General features: G+C 71.0%; 16 protein-coding genes. 14 read left to right on the top strand and 2 right to left on the bottom strand.

All coding sequences use genetic code 11. The features are described 5' to 3' along the window. A partial coding sequence (locus KME77_RS02520) for an MFS transporter (protein WP_219461348.1) occupies window positions 1-1,075 on the top strand: 1,075 nt, incomplete at its 5' end. Window positions 1,076-1,145: 70 nt separating this feature from the next. On the opposite strand, the gene KME77_RS02515 is transcribed toward KME77_RS02520, so the two are convergent. Further along, window positions 1,146-1,937 (bottom strand): ABC transporter permease, encoded by a 792-nt coding sequence (locus tag KME77_RS02515; protein ID WP_219461346.1) that lies wholly within the window; start codon window positions 1,935-1,937, stop codon window positions 1,146-1,148. Beyond that, window positions 1,934-2,842 (bottom strand): ABC transporter ATP-binding protein, encoded by a 909-nt coding sequence (locus KME77_RS02510; RefSeq protein ID WP_219461342.1) that lies wholly within the window; start codon window positions 2,840-2,842, stop codon window positions 1,934-1,936. Before KME77_RS02510 ends, KME77_RS02515 begins: the two co-directional genes overlap by 4 nt. Window positions 2,843-2,990: 148 nt before the next feature. On the opposite strand from KME77_RS02510, the gene KME77_RS02505 reads away from it, so the two are divergent. The 13 genes from KME77_RS02505 to hisG all read left to right on the top strand — a co-directional run bounded on the left by KME77_RS02505 (window position 2,991) and on the right by hisG (window position 15,233). Then, complete coding sequence (locus KME77_RS02505) at window positions 2,991-3,767, top strand: VOC family protein (RefSeq protein WP_219461339.1); 777 nt, start codon at window positions 2,991-2,993, stop codon at window positions 3,765-3,767. A 93-nt stretch (window positions 3,768-3,860) separates the two neighbouring features. Beyond that, entirely contained in the window at window positions 3,861-5,087 is a 1,227-nt protein-coding gene (locus tag KME77_RS02500) for a multidrug effflux MFS transporter (RefSeq protein WP_219461337.1), read from the top strand. Window positions 5,088-5,178: 91 nt separating this feature from the next. After that, window positions 5,179-5,877: a helix-turn-helix transcriptional regulator gene (locus tag KME77_RS02495; protein ID WP_308250511.1), complete on the top strand. Its 699-nt coding sequence runs from the start codon at window positions 5,179-5,181 to the stop codon at window positions 5,875-5,877. Beyond that, window positions 5,874-7,286, top strand: coding sequence for a Fe-S cluster assembly protein SufB (gene sufB / locus KME77_RS02490; protein WP_219461330.1), 1,413 nt, complete (start codon window positions 5,874-5,876; stop codon window positions 7,284-7,286). Before KME77_RS02495 ends, sufB begins: the two co-directional genes overlap by 4 nt. Further along, entirely contained in the window at window positions 7,286-8,410 is a 1,125-nt protein-coding gene (gene sufD, locus KME77_RS02485) for a Fe-S cluster assembly protein SufD (RefSeq protein WP_219461328.1), read from the top strand. Before sufB ends, sufD begins: the two co-directional genes overlap by 1 nt. Further along, entirely contained in the window at window positions 8,407-8,724 is a 318-nt protein-coding gene (locus KME77_RS02480) for a Rieske (2Fe-2S) protein (protein WP_219461324.1), read from the top strand. The genes sufD and KME77_RS02480 overlap by 4 nt, the downstream gene beginning before the upstream one ends. 3 nt (window positions 8,725-8,727) lie before the next feature. After that, window positions 8,728-9,474 (top strand): Fe-S cluster assembly ATPase SufC, encoded by a 747-nt coding sequence (sufC, locus tag KME77_RS02475; RefSeq protein WP_219461321.1) that lies wholly within the window; start codon window positions 8,728-8,730, stop codon window positions 9,472-9,474. After that, complete coding sequence (locus KME77_RS02470; protein WP_219461317.1) at window positions 9,471-10,733, top strand: cysteine desulfurase; 1,263 nt, start codon at window positions 9,471-9,473, stop codon at window positions 10,731-10,733. Before sufC ends, KME77_RS02470 begins: the two co-directional genes overlap by 4 nt. A 2-nt stretch (window positions 10,734-10,735) precedes the next feature. Then, a complete protein-coding gene (gene sufU, locus KME77_RS02465; protein WP_219461312.1) occupies window positions 10,736-11,173 on the top strand; it encodes a Fe-S cluster assembly sulfur transfer protein SufU in 438 nt (145 codons plus the stop codon). A 22-nt stretch (window positions 11,174-11,195) separates the two neighbouring features. After that, window positions 11,196-11,555, top strand: a complete 360-nt coding sequence (locus KME77_RS02460; RefSeq protein WP_219461310.1) for a metal-sulfur cluster assembly factor — start codon at window positions 11,196-11,198, stop codon at window positions 11,553-11,555. 302 nt (window positions 11,556-11,857) lie between these two features. Beyond that, complete coding sequence (locus KME77_RS02455; protein WP_219461307.1) at window positions 11,858-13,756, top strand: DEAD/DEAH box helicase; 1,899 nt, start codon at window positions 11,858-11,860, stop codon at window positions 13,754-13,756. A gap of 307 nt (window positions 13,757-14,063) precedes the next feature. After that, complete coding sequence (locus KME77_RS02450; RefSeq protein WP_214636287.1) at window positions 14,064-14,327, top strand: phosphoribosyl-ATP diphosphatase; 264 nt, start codon at window positions 14,064-14,066, stop codon at window positions 14,325-14,327. A 60-nt stretch (window positions 14,328-14,387) separates the two neighbouring features. Continuing rightward, the gene (gene hisG / locus KME77_RS02445) at window positions 14,388-15,233 is read left to right on the top strand and encodes an ATP phosphoribosyltransferase (protein WP_219461302.1); all 846 of its coding nucleotides are present in this window, start codon (window positions 14,388-14,390) and stop codon (window positions 15,231-15,233) included. The last annotated feature ends 160 nt before the right edge of the window (window positions 15,234-15,393 follow it).

The following is a 15,393-nucleotide window of genomic DNA, read 5'->3' as shown; positions in this document are numbered from 1 at the left end:
GCTCGTCCTCATCGCCGCGAGCCTGCGTGTCCCGCTGGCCGCGGCGGTCGCGGTGGCCAGCGGCTACTACCTGGCGTACGGGCTGTCGCAGCCGCTGTGGGGCGTGCTGTCGGACCGGTTCGGCCGGGTGCGGGTGATGCGGGCGGCGCTGTTCGGCGCGGCGGCGGCCGGGCTGGCCTCGGCGCTGATGCCCGTGCTGGGCGCGCTCGTGGTGTCGAGGATCGTGGCGGGCGCCTGCTTCGGCGCGGTGATCCCGACCTCGCTGACGTACGTGGGCGACACCGTCGAGACCGGCGGGCGGCAGCGCGCCCTGACGGACCTGATGGGCGCGGGGGCGCTGGGCACCGCCATGGCCAGCGCGCTGGCCGGGGTGCTGGCCGACCTGGTCAGCTGGCACGTCTCCTTCGCCGTGCCCGCGCTCTGCGCGCTGCTGTGCGCCCTCGCGCTGCGCTCGCTGCCCGAGCCGCCCAGGGCCGAGGTGGGCGGGCTGGGCCGGCACGTGGGCGACGTGCTGCGCAAGCCGTGGGCGCTGCTGGTGTTCGCGCTGGCGTTCGTCGAGGGGGCGATCCTGATCGGCGTGATGGCCTTCCTGCCCGCCGCCCTGGTGCACCAGGGCGTGAGCGTGGCCGTCGCGGGGCTCACCACCGCCACGTACGGGATCGGGCTGTGGCTGTCCACCCGGCTGGTCAAGCGGCTGTCGCGGACATGGGCGCCGCCCGCGCTCATGGCGGTCGGGGGAGCGCAGCTCTGCGCCGGGTACGCGCTCGTGGCGGCCGGCGTCAGCCTGCCCGCCGTCGCCGTGACGGCGCTGCTGCTGGGCGGCGGGTGGTCGTTCCTGCACTCGTCGCTGCAGACCTGGGTGACCTCCGTCGCGCCGCGGGCCAGGGGGACCAGCGTGGCGTTCTTCGCCGCGGCCCTGTTCGTCGGCAGCGCCGTGTCGTCATGGGCCGGCGGGCCGGCCGCCGAGCAGGGCAGCTACGCGCTGCTGTTCGGCCTCGCCGCCGCCACGGCGGTGCCGCTGACGGTGATCGCCGCCCTCGGCCGCCGCCGCTACGGGACCCGCGAGTCGGCCTGAGCACCCTCGGGCGACGAACCCTGACGACGACCTGGACGACGGCCTGGACGACGGCAACGCGTCCGGGCGCTCACTCCCAGCGGAACGTGCGCGCCGCCAGCCCCAGCGACAGCACCGCCCAGGCGGCCAGGACGGCCAGCGCCCCCAGCGGCAGGGCCGCGCCGCCGGTCAGCACCGAGCGCAGGCCGCCGGTCAGCGCCGAGATGGGCAGCAGCTCCAGCGCCGGCCGCATCCCGGCCGGGAACTTCGACAGCGGGAAGACCACCCCGCCCGCCCCCAGCAGCACCAGGTAGACCAGGTTGGCCGCCGCCAGCGTCGCCTCGGCCCGCAGCGTGCCCGCCATGAGCAGCCCCAGCCCGCTGAAGGCCGCCGTGCCCAGCAGCACCAGCAGCAGCGCCTGCAGCACCGCCAGCGGCGAGCCGGCCGGCCGCCAGCCGAGCGCCAGCGCCACGGCGACGATCACCGCCACCTGGACGCACTCCACCGCGACCACCGCCGCCGTCTTGGCCAGCAGCAGCCCGGCCCTGGACAGCGGGGTCGCGCCCAGCCGCTTCAGCACCCCGTACCGGCGCTCGAAGCCGGTCGCGATGGCCTGGCCGGTGAACGCCGTGGACATGATCGCCAGCGCCAGCACGCCCGGCGCCAGGAAGTCGATCCGGCTGCCCCCGCCGATGTCGATGAGCGGCGCGAGGGAGAACCCGACGAGCAGCAGCACCGGGATGATCAGCGTCAGCAGGAGCTGCTCGCCGTTGCGCAGCGTCGCCCGCACCTCGGCGCCCGCCTGGGCCAGCACCATCCGCCCGAACGGCGCGGCGGCGGGGGCGGGCGTGAAGTCGAGCGCGGTCGCTCGGGAATCGGTCATCGCAGCTCCCTGCCGGTCAGCTCCAGGAAGACGTCCTCGAGCGTGCGGCGCTCGATGCGCAGGTCGTCGGCCGTGACGCCCTCGGCGGCGCACCACGCCGTCACGGTCGCCAGCAGCTCGGGCCCCACCTGGCCCTCGATGATGTAGTGCCCGGCGGGCGACTCCTTGGCCGCGCTGCCGTCGGGCAGCGCGTTGAGCAGCTCGTCCAGCCCCAGCCCCGGCCGGGCCCTGAAGCGAAGCTGGCGCTCGGCCCCGGTGAGCGAGGCGGGGCTGCCCTCGGCCACCACCCGCCCGCGGTCGATGATCACCACGTGGTCGGCCAGGCGCTCGGCCTCGTCCATGTGGTGGGTGGTCAGCACCACCGCGACGCCCGCCGAGCGCAGCTCGCCGACCAGCTCCCAGCAGGCGTGCCTGGCCTGCGGGTCGAGCCCGGCCGTCGGCTCGTCGAGGAAGACCAACTCGGGGCGGCCCACGACGGCCGCGGCCAGCGAGAGCCGCTGCTGCTGCCCTCCCGACAGCCGGCGGTACGGGGTGCGGGCGTGCTCGGTCAGCCCGAGCCGCGACAGCAGCGCGGCGCAGTCGAGCGGACGGGCGTACAGGCGCGAGACCAGGCGCAGCCACTCGGCGCAGCGCGCGGCCGGCGGCACGCCCCCGGCCTGCAGCATGACGCCCACGCGGGGCCGCAGCGCGGACCGGCCGGGCGGCAGGCCCAGCACCCGCACCGTGCCCGCGTCGGCCGTGCGGAACCCCTCGCAGATCTCGACCGTGGAGGTCTTGCCCGCGCCGTTCGGCCCGAGCACGGCGGTGACCGCGCCCCGCTCCGCGCGCAGGGACAGGCCGTCGATCGCGGTGGTGCCGCCGTAGCGCTTGACCAGGTCGATGAGCTCGACGGCTGGGGATTCCATGGCCACGAGTGTAGGGACTGCTCCGGCCGCCCCGTGGCGCAACCCCGCATGGCCGGATATGGACAGCCGCCGGCCCGCCCGTTTCGCGGACTCGATCACCCAGGAGTGAAAGTCTGAGAGTGAGGTGCACATCACAGGAGGTAGCGCCATGTCACAACGTAGTGGCTATGCGCCCGGCGTCCCGTGCTGGGTGGATCTGTCGAGCACCGATGTCGAGGCGTCCGTGGCCTTCTACGGCCGGGTCTTCGGCTGGCGGGTGGAGACGGCCGACGATCCCGCCGCCGGAGGCTACGGACAATTCACCTACGACGGCAAGAAGGTCGCGGGCGTGGGTCCCGTGTTCGCCGGGGACATGCCCTCGGCCTGGAACACCTACGTCGCCACCGACGACGCCGCCGCCACCGCCGACCGGGTCAAGAACTCCGGCGGCACCGTCGTCACGGAGCCCATGAAGGTCTTCGACGAGGGCGTCATGGCCGTCTTCCAGGCTCCCGACCAGTCGTACGTCTCGGTCTGGCAGCCGGGCGAGCACAAGGGCGCCGAGCTGGTCAACGAGCCGGTCTCGTTCTGCTGGAACGAGCTGGTCACCCGGGATCCGGCCGGCGCCGGGCGGTTCTGCTCGGCCGTCTTCGGCTGGAGCCCCCGCCCGCAGGAGACGGAGGGCGTCAGGTACACCGAATGGCAGGCGGGGGACCGGAGCATCGCCGGCATGATCGAGATGTCGCCGGACTACCCGCCGCGCACCCCGTCGCACTGGATGGTGTACTTCGCCGTCGCCGACCTCGACGAGACGGTCCGCACGGCCCTGGAGGCGGGCGCGGCGGTCCTCGTGGACGCCATGGACTCCCCGCCGGGGCGGTTCGCGATGTTCACCGATCCCCAGGGGGCGTCGCTCTCCGTGATTCAGCTCCGCGAAACCGGCTAAATATCTGATAACCGGGAATTAGGAGGACCTATACCCGGTTGCACTCCTCGGCCCTCGTGGGGCCGCACGCCTGCGAGGGAGAGGGGTTCGCGCATGTCCGTGGCAGAGGCCACGCCGGTCACGTCGTCTGTCGCACAGAAGGGGGGCCGCCGCGGACTTCTGCTCCTGATCCTCGGCGCCCTCTCGGCCATCGGGCCGCTCTCGATCGACATGTATCTGCCGGCGCTGCCCGCCATCACCGGCGAACTGCTCAGCGCGCCCGCCCAGGTGCAGCTCACGCTGACCGCCTGCCTCATCGGCGTCTCGGTCGGCCAGGTCATCGCCGGGCCCGTGAGCGACGTGCGCGGCCGCAGGATGCCGCTGATCGTGGGCGTGGCCGGCTACACGGCCGCCTCGCTGCTGTGCGCGTTCGCCCCCTCGGTGCCGGTCCTGGTCGGCTTCCGCCTCATGCAGGGCATCCTGGGCGGCGCGGCCCTGGTCATCGTCCGCGCCGTGGTCCGCGACCTGTACGAGGGCGCCGCCATCGCGCGCATCTTCGCCACGCTCATGCTGGTCAGCGGCCTGGCGCCGATCCTGGCCCCGATCGCGGGCGCCCAGCTGCTGTCGTTCACCTCCTGGCGCGGCGTGTTCGTCGCGCTGAGCATCGCCGGCGCGGTGCTGCTGGTGGCCGTGCTCGGCGGGGTGCGCGAGACGCTGCCCGCCGAGGGCCGCCACGGCGGCGGACTGAAGCAGACCGCCACCACCTTCTGGCAGTTGCTGCGCGACCGGTCGTTCATCGGGTACGCCCTGACCGCCGGCCTGGCCTTCGCCGCCATGTTCGGCTACATCTCCGGCTCGCCCTTCGTGCTCCAGGAGTACTACGGCGCCACCCCGCAGCAGTACTCGCTCATCTTCGGGCTCAACGCCGTCGGCCTGACCCTCATGGCGCAGGTCGGCGGACGGCTGGCGGGCCGGGTGAGCCCCGCCCGCCTGGTGGTCGCGGGTCTCGCCCTCGCCCTGGCCGGGGCCGCGCTGCTGATGACCGCGGCCGTCACCGGGCTGGGGCTGGCCGGGGTCGTGGCGGGGCTGTTCGTCATCATGTGCGGCCAGGGCCTGGTCATACCCGGCACCGGCGCGCTGGCGCTGGCCGGGCAGCCGCAGCAGGTCGCCGGCAGCGCCTCGGCCCTGCTCGGCGTGCTGCAGTTCGCGCTCGGAGCCGTGGCCGCGCCCCTGGTGGGGCTGGCCGGCGAGAGCTCGGCGGTGCCCATGGCGGCGGTCATGCTGGGGCTCCTCGCCTGCGCCGCGCTCACCTTCGCGCTGCTCGGGCGCCAAGTTAGGTAAGCCTACCCTGCGTGAGAAATTCCATTCTCCGAGTTACCGGATCGGTTTGAGAACCGGGAAGGAATTACGGCACACTGATGTTGTGAAAAACGTGACTCCTTCGATCGAGCCAGGCAGCGAGCGCAGCACGCGCGCCCGTGTCGCCCGGCTGATCCTGGAGCACGGACCCGTCGCGGCCGCCGCGCTGGGCGAGCGGCTCGGGCTCACGCCCGCCGCCGTCCGCCGCCATCTCGACGCGCTGACGGCCGACGGGATGATAGAGCCTCGCACGGTGCGGCCGCGCGGCCAGCGCGGACGAGGGCGGCCGGCCAAGCTGTTCGCCATCACCGACGCGGGGCGCAGTGCCTTCGAGCACGCCTATGACGACCTCGCCGGCAGCGCGCTGCGCTTCCTGGCCGAGCGCATGGGACAGGAGGCGGTGTCCGACTTCGCCCGCACGCAGGTCTCCGGACTGCTGCGGCGGCTGGAGCCGGTCATGCGGACGGTGCCCGCGGACCAGCGCGTGGAAGTGCTGGCGCAGGCGCTGTCGGCGGAGGGATACGCCGCCTCGGCCTCCAAGGCCAAGTCCGGCGGAGTCCAGCTCTGCCAGCACCACTGCCCGGTGGCGCACGCGGCCGCGGAGTTCCCGCAGCTGTGTGAGGCCGAGACGGAGGCGTTCGCGCAGCTGCTCGGCGTCCCGGTGCAGCGCCTGGCCACCATCGCCCACGGCGACGGGGTCTGCACGACACATGTCAGCCCGCAATCGCTGGCTCCCGCACATAAAGCCAAGAACAAGGAGACCGGAAGGTGACTGTCACCGACCGCCCGGAGCTGGAAGGCCTCGGGAATTACAAGTTCGGCTGGGCCGACTCTGATGTCGCCGGGTCGGCGGCCAAGCGCGGCCTGTCCGAGGAGGTCGTCCGCGACATCTCCAGGCTCAAGAACGAGCCGGAGTGGATGCTCGACCTCCGCCTGAAGGGCCTCCGCCTGTTCGGCAAGAAGCCGCTGCCCACCTGGGGCTCCGACCTCACCGGCATCGACTTCGACAACATCAAGTACTTCGTGCGCTCGACCGAGAAGCAGGCCGCTTCCTGGGACGAGCTGCCCGCCGACATCAAGAACACCTACGACAAGCTCGGCATCCCCGAGGCGGAGAAGCAGCGGCTCATCGCCGGCGTCGCCGCCCAGTACGAGTCCGAGGTCGTCTACCACAAGATCCGCGAGGACCTTGAGGAGAAGGGTGTCATCTTCGTCGACACCGACACCGGCCTGAAGGAGCACGAGGAGCTCTTCAAGGAGTACTTCGGCTCGGTCATCCCGGTGGGCGACAACAAGTTCGCCGCGCTCAACACCTCGGTGTGGTCCGGCGGCTCGTTCATCTACGTGCCGCCGAACGTCCAGGTCGAGATCCCGCTGCAGGCCTACTTCCGGATCAACACCGAGAACATGGGCCAGTTCGAGCGGACCCTGATCATCGTGGACGAGAACAGCTACGTCCACTACGTCGAGGGCTGCACCGCCCCGATCTACAGCAGCGACTCCCTGCACAGCGCGGTCGTCGAGATCGTGGTGAAGAAGAACGCCCGCTGCCGTTACACGACCATCCAGAACTGGTCGAACAACGTCTACAACCTGGTCACCAAGCGCGCCGTCGCCTACGAGGGCGCGACCATGGAGTGGATCGACGGCAACATCGGCTCCAAGGTCACCATGAAGTACCCGGCCGTCTACCTGATGGGCGAGCGCGCCAAGGGCGAGACGCTGAGCGTCGCGTTCGCGGGCGAGGGCCAGCACCAGGACGCCGGCTCCAAGATGGTGCACCTGGCGCCGCACACCAGCTCCAGCGTCATCTCCAAGTCGGTGGCGCGCGGCGGCGGCCGCACCTCCTACCGCGGCCTGGTGCAGATCGAGGAGGGCGCGCACGGCAGCGCCAGCACGGTCAAGTGCGACGCGCTGCTGGTCGACCAGATCAGCCGCTCCGACACCTACCCGTACGTGGACGTCCGCGAGGACGACGTCTCGATGGGCCACGAGGCCACGGTCTCCAAGGTCAGCGAGGACCAGCTCTTCTACCTCATGAGCCGCGGGCTCGACGAGGACGAGGCGATGGCGATGATCGTGCGCGGCTTCGTCGAGCCGATCGCGCGTGAGCTGCCCATGGAGTACGCCCTGGAGCTCAACCGCCTGATCGAGCTGCAGATGGAAGGAGCCGTCGGCTGATGGGCCTGAACGAGAAGCCCCTGTCGACCCTTCACGAGAAGGCGTCGTACGAGCTGGGCGACTTCGAGGTGCCCACCGGGCGCGAGGAGGCTTGGCGGTTCACGCCGCTGGCCCGCCTGAAGGGCCTGCACAACGGCAAGGCGGCCATCACCGGCCAGGCGATCACCACGGCCCACACCCCGGCGGGCGTCACCGCCGAGTGGGTCGGGCGCGAGGACGCGCGGATCGGCAGGGCGTACGTGCCCGCCGACCGGGTCAGCGCGCAGGCCTACAACGCCTTCGAGAAGGCGCTGGTCGTGACCGTGCCCAAGGAGGCCACACCGGACGGGCCGATCAGGATCGAGGTGCGCGGCGGCGGCCTCGACGGCGCCACCTACGGCCACATCGTGGTCGCCGTGGAGCCGCTGGCCGAGGCCGTGGTCATCGTCGAGCACGCGGGCAGCGCGGTCTACGCCGACAACGTCGAGTTCGTCGTCGGCGACGGCGCCTCGCTCAAGGTCGTCAGCCTCCAGGACTGGGACGACGACGCGGTCCACGTCTCGCACCACCACGCCCAGCTCGCCAAGGACGCCACGTTCAGGAGCTTCGTGGTGACCCTCGGCGGCGACCTCGTGCGCCTGTCGCCCAGCGTCTCCTACACCGCTCCAGGCGGCGACGCCGACCTGTCCGGCGTCTACTTCGTGGACGCGGGCCAGCACCTGGAGCACCGCCTGCTGGTCGACCACTCCCAGCCCCACTGCAAGAGCAACGTCGACTACCGCGGCGCCCTGCAGGGCCAGGACGCGCACGCCGTCTGGATCGGCGACGTGATCATCAGGGTCGAGGCCGAGGGCACCGACACCTACGAGCTCAACCGCAACCTCATCCTCACCGACGGCGCCCGCGCCGACTCGGTGCCCAACCTGGAGATCCTCACCGGCGAGGTCGCCGGGGCGGGGCACGCCTCCGCCTCCGGCCGGCTCGACGACGAGCACATCTTCTACCTCCAGGCCCGCGGCATCCCCCGCGACGAGGCGCGCCGCCTGGTCGTCAGGGGCTTCCTCGGCCAGCTCATCGAGAAGATCCAGGTCGAGGAGATCCGCGAGCGCGTGCTGAGCGCGGTGGAGGCGGAGCTCGCCCGATGAGTTTCGAGAAGGTGTGCCAGGTCGAGGACATCCCCGACGAGGGAGTCCTCGGCGTGGAGGTCGGCGAGACCCCGGTGGCGCTGGTCCGCAAGGGCCAGGACGTGTTCGCCCTGCACGACGTCTGCTCGCACGCCGAGGTGAAGCTCAGCGAGGGCGAGGTCTACCAGGACACGCTGGAGTGCTGGCTGCACGGCTCGTGCTTCGACATCCGCTCCGGCAAGCCCACCGGCCCGCCCGCCACCCAGCCCGTGAACGTCTACTCAGTCAAAGTCGACGGCGATGACGTGCTCGTCTCGCTCTCGAAGGAGTCATAACACATGTCCACCCTGGAGATCCGTGACCTGAAGGTCGCCGTCGAGGACAAGGAAATCCTGCGCGGCGTCAACCTCACCGTGAGGGCGGGCGAGACCCACGCCATCATGGGGCCCAACGGGTCGGGCAAGTCCACGCTCGCCTACGCCGTCGCCGGTCACCCGAAGTACACCATCACCGGCGGCCAGGTCCTGCTCGACGGCGTCGACCTGCTGGAGCTGTCGGTCGACGAGCGGGCCCGCGCCGGCCTGTTCCTGGCCATGCAGTACCCGGTCGAGGTGCCCGGCGTGTCGGTGTCCAACTTCCTGCGCTCGGCCGTCACCTCGATCCGCGGTGAGGCGCCCAAGCTGCGCGAGTTCGCCAAGGACCTCAAGGCCGGCATGGACGGCCTGTCCATCGACCCCGCCTTCGCCCAGCGCAACCTGAACGAGGGCTTCTCCGGCGGCGAGAAGAAGCGCCACGAGATCCTTCAGCTGGAGCTGCTCAAGCCGAAGATCGCCGTGCTCGACGAGACCGACTCCGGCCTCGACGTGGACGCGCTGCGCGTGGTGTCCGAGGGCATCAACCGCTTCCGCGCCTCCGGTGAGACCGGTGTGCTGCTGATCACGCACTACACGCGCATCCTGCGCTACGTGAAGCCCGACTTCGTGCACGTCTTCGCCAACGGGCGGGTCGTCGAGGAGGGCGGGCCGGAGCTGGCCGACAAGCTCGAGTCCGAGGGCTACGAGCAGTACACGAAGGCATCTGCATGACATCCACCAGCTTTGACGTGGAGAGGATCAGGAAGGATTTCCCGGTCCTCTCCCGCGAGCTGCCCGGCGGGCGTCCGCTCGTCTATCTCGACTCGGGCAACTCCTCCCAGAAGCCCACCCCGGTCGTCGAGACCATGCGTGAGCACATGGCGATGCACTACAGCAATGTCGGACGCGCCATGCACGCGCTCGGTTCGGAGTCGACCGAGGCTTACGAGAGCGCGCGCGACAAGGTGGCCGCCTTCATCGGCGCGCCGTCGCGTGACGAGGTGATCTTCACCAAGAACGCCTCCGAGGCGCTCAACCTGGTCGCCTACTCCTTCGGCAACCGGTCCAACACCGACCCGCGCTTCACGCTCGGCCCCGGCGACGAGATCGTCATCTCGGAGATGGAGCACCACTCCAACATCGTGCCGTGGCAGTTCCTGGCCCAGCGCACCGGCGCCACGCTGAAGTGGTTCGGCGTCACCGACGAGGGCCGGCTCGACCTGTCCGGCATCTCCGGGCTCGTCACCGAGCGCACGAAGATCGTGTCCATCGCCCACCAGTCGAACGTGCTCGGCACCGTCAACCCGGTCGCCGACGTGCTGCGCAGGGCCCGTGAGGTCGGCGCGCTGGTGATGCTCGACGCCTCCCAGTCCGTGCCGCACCACGCCGTCGACATGGCGTCGCTGGGCGTCGACTTCGTGGCCTTCACCGGGCACAAGATGGTCGGCCCCTCGGGCATCGGGGTGCTGTGGGGGCGGGCCGAGCTGCTGGAGGCCATGCCTCCGTTCATGGGCGGCGGCGAGATGATCGAGGCCGTCTGGATGGACCACTCGACGTACGCGGCCGTGCCCCACAAGTTCGAGGCCGGCACCCCGCCGATCGTCGAGGCCATCGGCCTGGGCGCGGCTGTCGACTACCTGTCCGGCGTCGGCATGGAGGCCATCGAGGCGCACGAGCGCGACCTGACGGCGCACGCGCTCGACGCGCTGCGCGAGGTGCCCACGCTGCGCCTGATCGGGCCCGACTCGCTGGAGCGGCGGGGCGCGACCCTGTCGTTCACGCTGGAGGGCATCCACCCGCACGACGTGGGGCAGATCCTCGACGACGAGTTCGGCATCGCGGTCCGGGTGGGGCACCACTGCGCGCGGCCCCTGCACCTCAGGTTCGGAATACCGGCGACCACCCGAGCGTCGTTCTACCTGTACAACACCACGGGCGAGATCGATGCCCTGGTCCGCGGTCTCCATCACGTTCAGAAGGTGTTCGCATAGCCATGATCGGCGAGTCGATGTACCAGGAGCTGATCCTGGAACACTACAAGCACCCGCAGGGGCGGGGGCTGCGTGAGCCGTACGACGCCGAGGTTCACCACGTGAACCCGACGTGCGGCGACGAGATCACGCTCAGGGTCAAGGTGGGCGACGCCGGCAAGATCGAGGACGTCTCCTACGACGGGCAGGGCTGCTCGATCAGCCAGGCCGCCGCCTCGGTGCTGCACGAGCTGACCACCGGCTCGACGGTCGAGGAGACGCTGTCGGTGGTGGATGAGTTCACCCGCCTCATGCAGGGCAGGGGCAAGGTGGAGGCGGACGAGGACGTGCTCGGGGACGCCGTGGCGTTCGCGGGCGTGGCCAAGTTCCCTGCGCGCGTGAAGTGCGCGCTGCTGTCGTGGATGGCGTACAAGGACGCGGTCGTGCGGAGCGCGCGATGAGAGACGTGAGGAGTGCTGCCCGATGAGCAAGCCGGTGGAGACGCCTACCGGGTTCGACGGTGACGTCACCGTCGACGAGGTCATGGAGGCGCTCAAGGACGTCGTGGACCCCGAGCTGGGCATCAACGTCGTGGACCTGGGCCTGATCTACGGCCTCAACCTCGACCCCGTCGAGGGCGGCCAGCCCGTGGCCACCATCGACATGACGCTGACCAGCGCGGCCTGCCCGCTGACGGACGTCATCGAGGACCAGGCCCATTCCTCGCTCGACGGCATGGTCTCCGACGTCAAGATCAACTGGGTCTGGCTGCCGCCGTGGGGCCCGGACAAGATCACCGATGAGGGCCGTGAGCAACTTCGTATGCTAGGCTTCAACGTCTGATCTTTTGCTGTTCGGCTGACATTCCGGTGTCAGCCGCTTCAGCGTGCCACACTGGTCGGGGAATACTCTGAGTCTTCCTCGTGTTGGCACCACGTGCACCTAGCGCACCAACCGTGCGTTTCTAGCCGCCTGCGGCCGGCAGATGGGTGCGCGTAGATGGCCCGGCGTTCGGGCCTGTCCCCACCCAGCGGGTGCCCGGCACCCGCATGCAATGAGCTACGGCACAGACGCCGTACGTCCCGGCTCGTCCTTTTCGCAGAAGTGACGCGCCACTTCGACTGAAAGGCACGACCTTCGTGACCATGCTTGACGCTGTCCTGCCCGAGCTCGCCCCCGAGCAGGGTCCGTCCGAATTCGAGCTGCTCGGCCTGCCCAAGCCGCTCGTCACCGGACTGGCCAAACAGGGTATCGACAGCCCGTTCCCCATCCAGAGCGCGACCATCCCGGACGTGCTCGCCGGCGCCAACGTGCTCGGGCGCGGCCAGACCGGCTCCGGCAAGACCCTCGCCTTCGGGCTGCCCCTGATGGCCCGCATCGCCGGCGTCCGGCCCACCCCGGGCCGTCCCCGCGCAATGGTCCTGGTGCCCACCCGTGAGCTCGCGCTCCAGGTGCACGACGCCCTCGAACCCCTCGGCCGCGGCCTGGGCCTGCGCATGAAGGTCGTCGTCGGCGGCATGTCCATGGGCAAGCAGATCGAGGCGCTGCGGCGCGGCATCGACGTCGTCATCGCCACCCCGGGCCGCCTCGGCGACCTGATCAGGCAGGGCGAGTGCTCGCTGGCCGACATCGAGGTCAGCGTCCTCGACGAGGCCGACCACATGTGCGACCTCGGCTTCTTCCCCGTCGTCACCGAGCTGCTCGCGCAGACCCCGGCGGACGGGCAGCGGCTGCTGTTCTCGGCCACGCTCGACGGCGACGTCGACAAGCTGGTGCAGCGCTTCCTGAAGGACCCGATCACCCACTCCGTGGCGCCCGCGACCTCCCCGGTCGACACCATGGAGCACCACGTCATGCAGGTGACGCGCGACGAGAAGTTCGACGTCACGGCCGAGATCGCCAACCGCGAGGGCCGGACGATCATCTTCGTCCGCACCCAGCACGGCGTGGACCGGCTGTGCAAGCAGCTGGCCCGTGTCGGCGTCAAGTCGGGCGGCCTGCACGGCGGCAAGCGCCAGAACCAGCGCACCCGCATCCTCGCCGAGTTCCGCGAGGGCACCGTCAACGTGCTCGTCTGCACCGACGTGGCGGCGCGAGGCATCCACGTCGACAACATCAGCCTCGTGCTGCACGTCGACCCGCCGCAGGACCACAAGTCGTACCTGCACCGGGGCGGGCGCACCGCCCGCGCCGGCGAGAAGGGCACCGTGGTGACGCTGGTGCTGCCCAGCGAGCGGCGCTCCACCGACCAGCTCACCCGCCGCGCCGGGATCCACCCGTTCCGCCTCAAGGCCACGCCGGGCCACCCGCGCGTCGCCGAGGTGACGGGCGCCCGGGTGCCCAGCGGCGAGGCCATCCCGGTGTGGGAGCCCGACGTCCGCAAGCCGCTGCGTCCGCGCCGTGAGGGCGGCCACGGCGGGTCGGACCGCCGCGGGCGCCGTCCGCGCCGCGACTTCGACGGCGAGCGCCGTCACGGGTCGGGCGAGCGGTTCGGCTCCGGCGAGCGGCGTGGCTCCGGTGAGCGCTTCAACTCCGGCGACGAGCGGCGGCCCAGGCGTCACGACGGCGAGGACCGCTACCCGCGCCGTCACGGCGACTCCCAGGGGCGCTACTCGGACGGCCAGTCGCGCTACTCCGACGGCGGCTCGCAGTCGCGCTACTCGGACGGTTCGCAGCAGCGTTACTCCGACGGTTCGCAGCAGCGCTACTCGGACGGCTCGCAGTCGCGGCGCTCCGAGGGCTCCTACGAGCCGCGCGCCTTCGGCGACGACCGGGGCTCGCGTTACTCCGACCGCGGTCCGCGCGGTGGCTACCGCTCCGACGACCGTTCGTCCCGCTCGGACGGGCCCCGCCCGGACGGCTACCGCCCCGACGAGCGCGGCTCGCGTTACTCGGGCGGCGACCGCGGGCGTCCGTTCTCGGCCGACCGGGACCGTGGGTTCCGCTCGGACGACCGGCCGCGCGACGGGTACCGCTCCGGCGGCCCGCGCTCCGACGAGCGCACGCCTTTCCGCCGCAACAACCGTCGCTTCGACCGGGGGTAGCACTTTCTTTTTTACGGCAGGCATGGGCCGGCCCCACTCGACGTACGGGGCCGGCCTCCCTCCAGGGGAACGCTCCTCCGGTTCCCCGGCCGGGCACCGTGACGTGCGCACAGTCGGCCGGAGCGCCCTTGCTCGCCGGCCCCGCGCGTCTGTTCTTCCTTGCCCGTCGCATCTTCCGATGCGGCGGGCACTTTTGTTTCCGGCCGGATGCTGGACACGTTCGTCTCGGGTGATGGACGTTTGGGCGTGACGTCGCGGGGTGCAGACTAGGCTTGTCACGCACGTCAGCCGACCGACGAGAGAGATCATGAAGACCTTCGAAGAGCTGTTCGCCGAGCTGTCCGAGAAGGCGCGCACCCGGCCCGCGGGGTCGGGCACCGTGGCCGCGCTCGACGCCGGCGTCCATGCCATCGGCAAGAAGGTCGTCGAGGAGGCCGCCGAGAGCTGGATGGCCGCCGAGCACGAGTCGAGCGACCGGGCCGCCGAGGAGATCTCGCAGCTCCTCTACCACGTGCAGGTGCTCATGCTCGCCAAGGGCATCGGGCTGGACGAGGTCTACAAGCATCTTTAGGGCGCCGCTCCACGCGCCCGGACCTCCGTCCACCACCCGTACGAGACCCGAGGACACCACATGCTGCGTCTGGCAGTACCGAACAAGGGCGCGCTCAGCGAGGCCGCCCAGACCATGCTCAAGGAGGCCGGCTACCGGCCGCGCAAGGACAGCAAGGAGCTCGTCGTCGTCGACGAGGACAACGGCTGCGAGCTGTTCTTCCTGCGTCCCCGCGACATCGCCGTCTACGTCGGCGAGGGCACCCTCGACGCCGGGATCACCGGCCGTGACATGCTCGTCGACTCCGGCGCCCCGGTGCGGGAGGTCATGCCGCTGGGGTTCGGCGGCTCGACGTTCCGGCTGGCCGCCAAGGCGGGGGCCATGACCTCGGTCAAGGACCTCGAAGGGCAGCGCATCGCGACCTCCTACTCCGGGCTGCTGGCCAAGTACCTGGCCGACGAGGGCGTGGACGCGCGAGTGATCAAACTGGACGGCGCGGTCGAGACCGCGATCCGGCTGGGCGTCGCCGACGCGGTCGCCGACGTCGTCGAGACCGGCACCACGCTGCGCAACGTCGGCCTGGAGGTGTTCGGCGAGCCGATCATGCGCTCCGAGGCCGTGCTGATCAGGGGCGACGGCGCCCCGGACAGCTCCGGGGTGCAGCAGCTCGTCCGCCGCCTGCAGGGCGTCCTGCACGCCCGCGACTACGTGATGATGGACTACGACATCCGCGCCGAGCGGATCGAGGAGGCCATCGCGCTCACCCCCGGCATGGAGGGGCCCACGGTCTCGCCGCTGCACCGCGAGGGCTGGGTGGCCGTGCGGGTGATGGTCCGCCGCCGGGGCCACCAGCAGGTGATGGACCAGCTCTGGGAGATCGGTGCAAGGGCCATCCTGGCCACCGACATCTACGCCTGCCGCCTGTGACATCTGCCCGCTAGGTGATGTCACGTACGGGAATGATTCTAGCTGTGCGTGACGAATCCACTGCTGAACGTTATATCCCTTTATGTGATGCGGCGGCGTGGCGGGCGTGGGCCGCGCTGCGCCGCGGCAACCGGCGCTGGGCGGCGGGCGTGTCCCGCCG

Source organism: Nonomuraea rhizosphaerae, from assembly GCF_019396405.1.
Taxonomy (GTDB): Bacteria; Actinomycetota; Actinomycetes; order Streptosporangiales; family Streptosporangiaceae; genus Nonomuraea; species Nonomuraea rhizosphaerae.
Note: the sequence above shows the minus strand (reverse complement) of the source record. Positions and strands in the feature narration are given on the sequence as shown.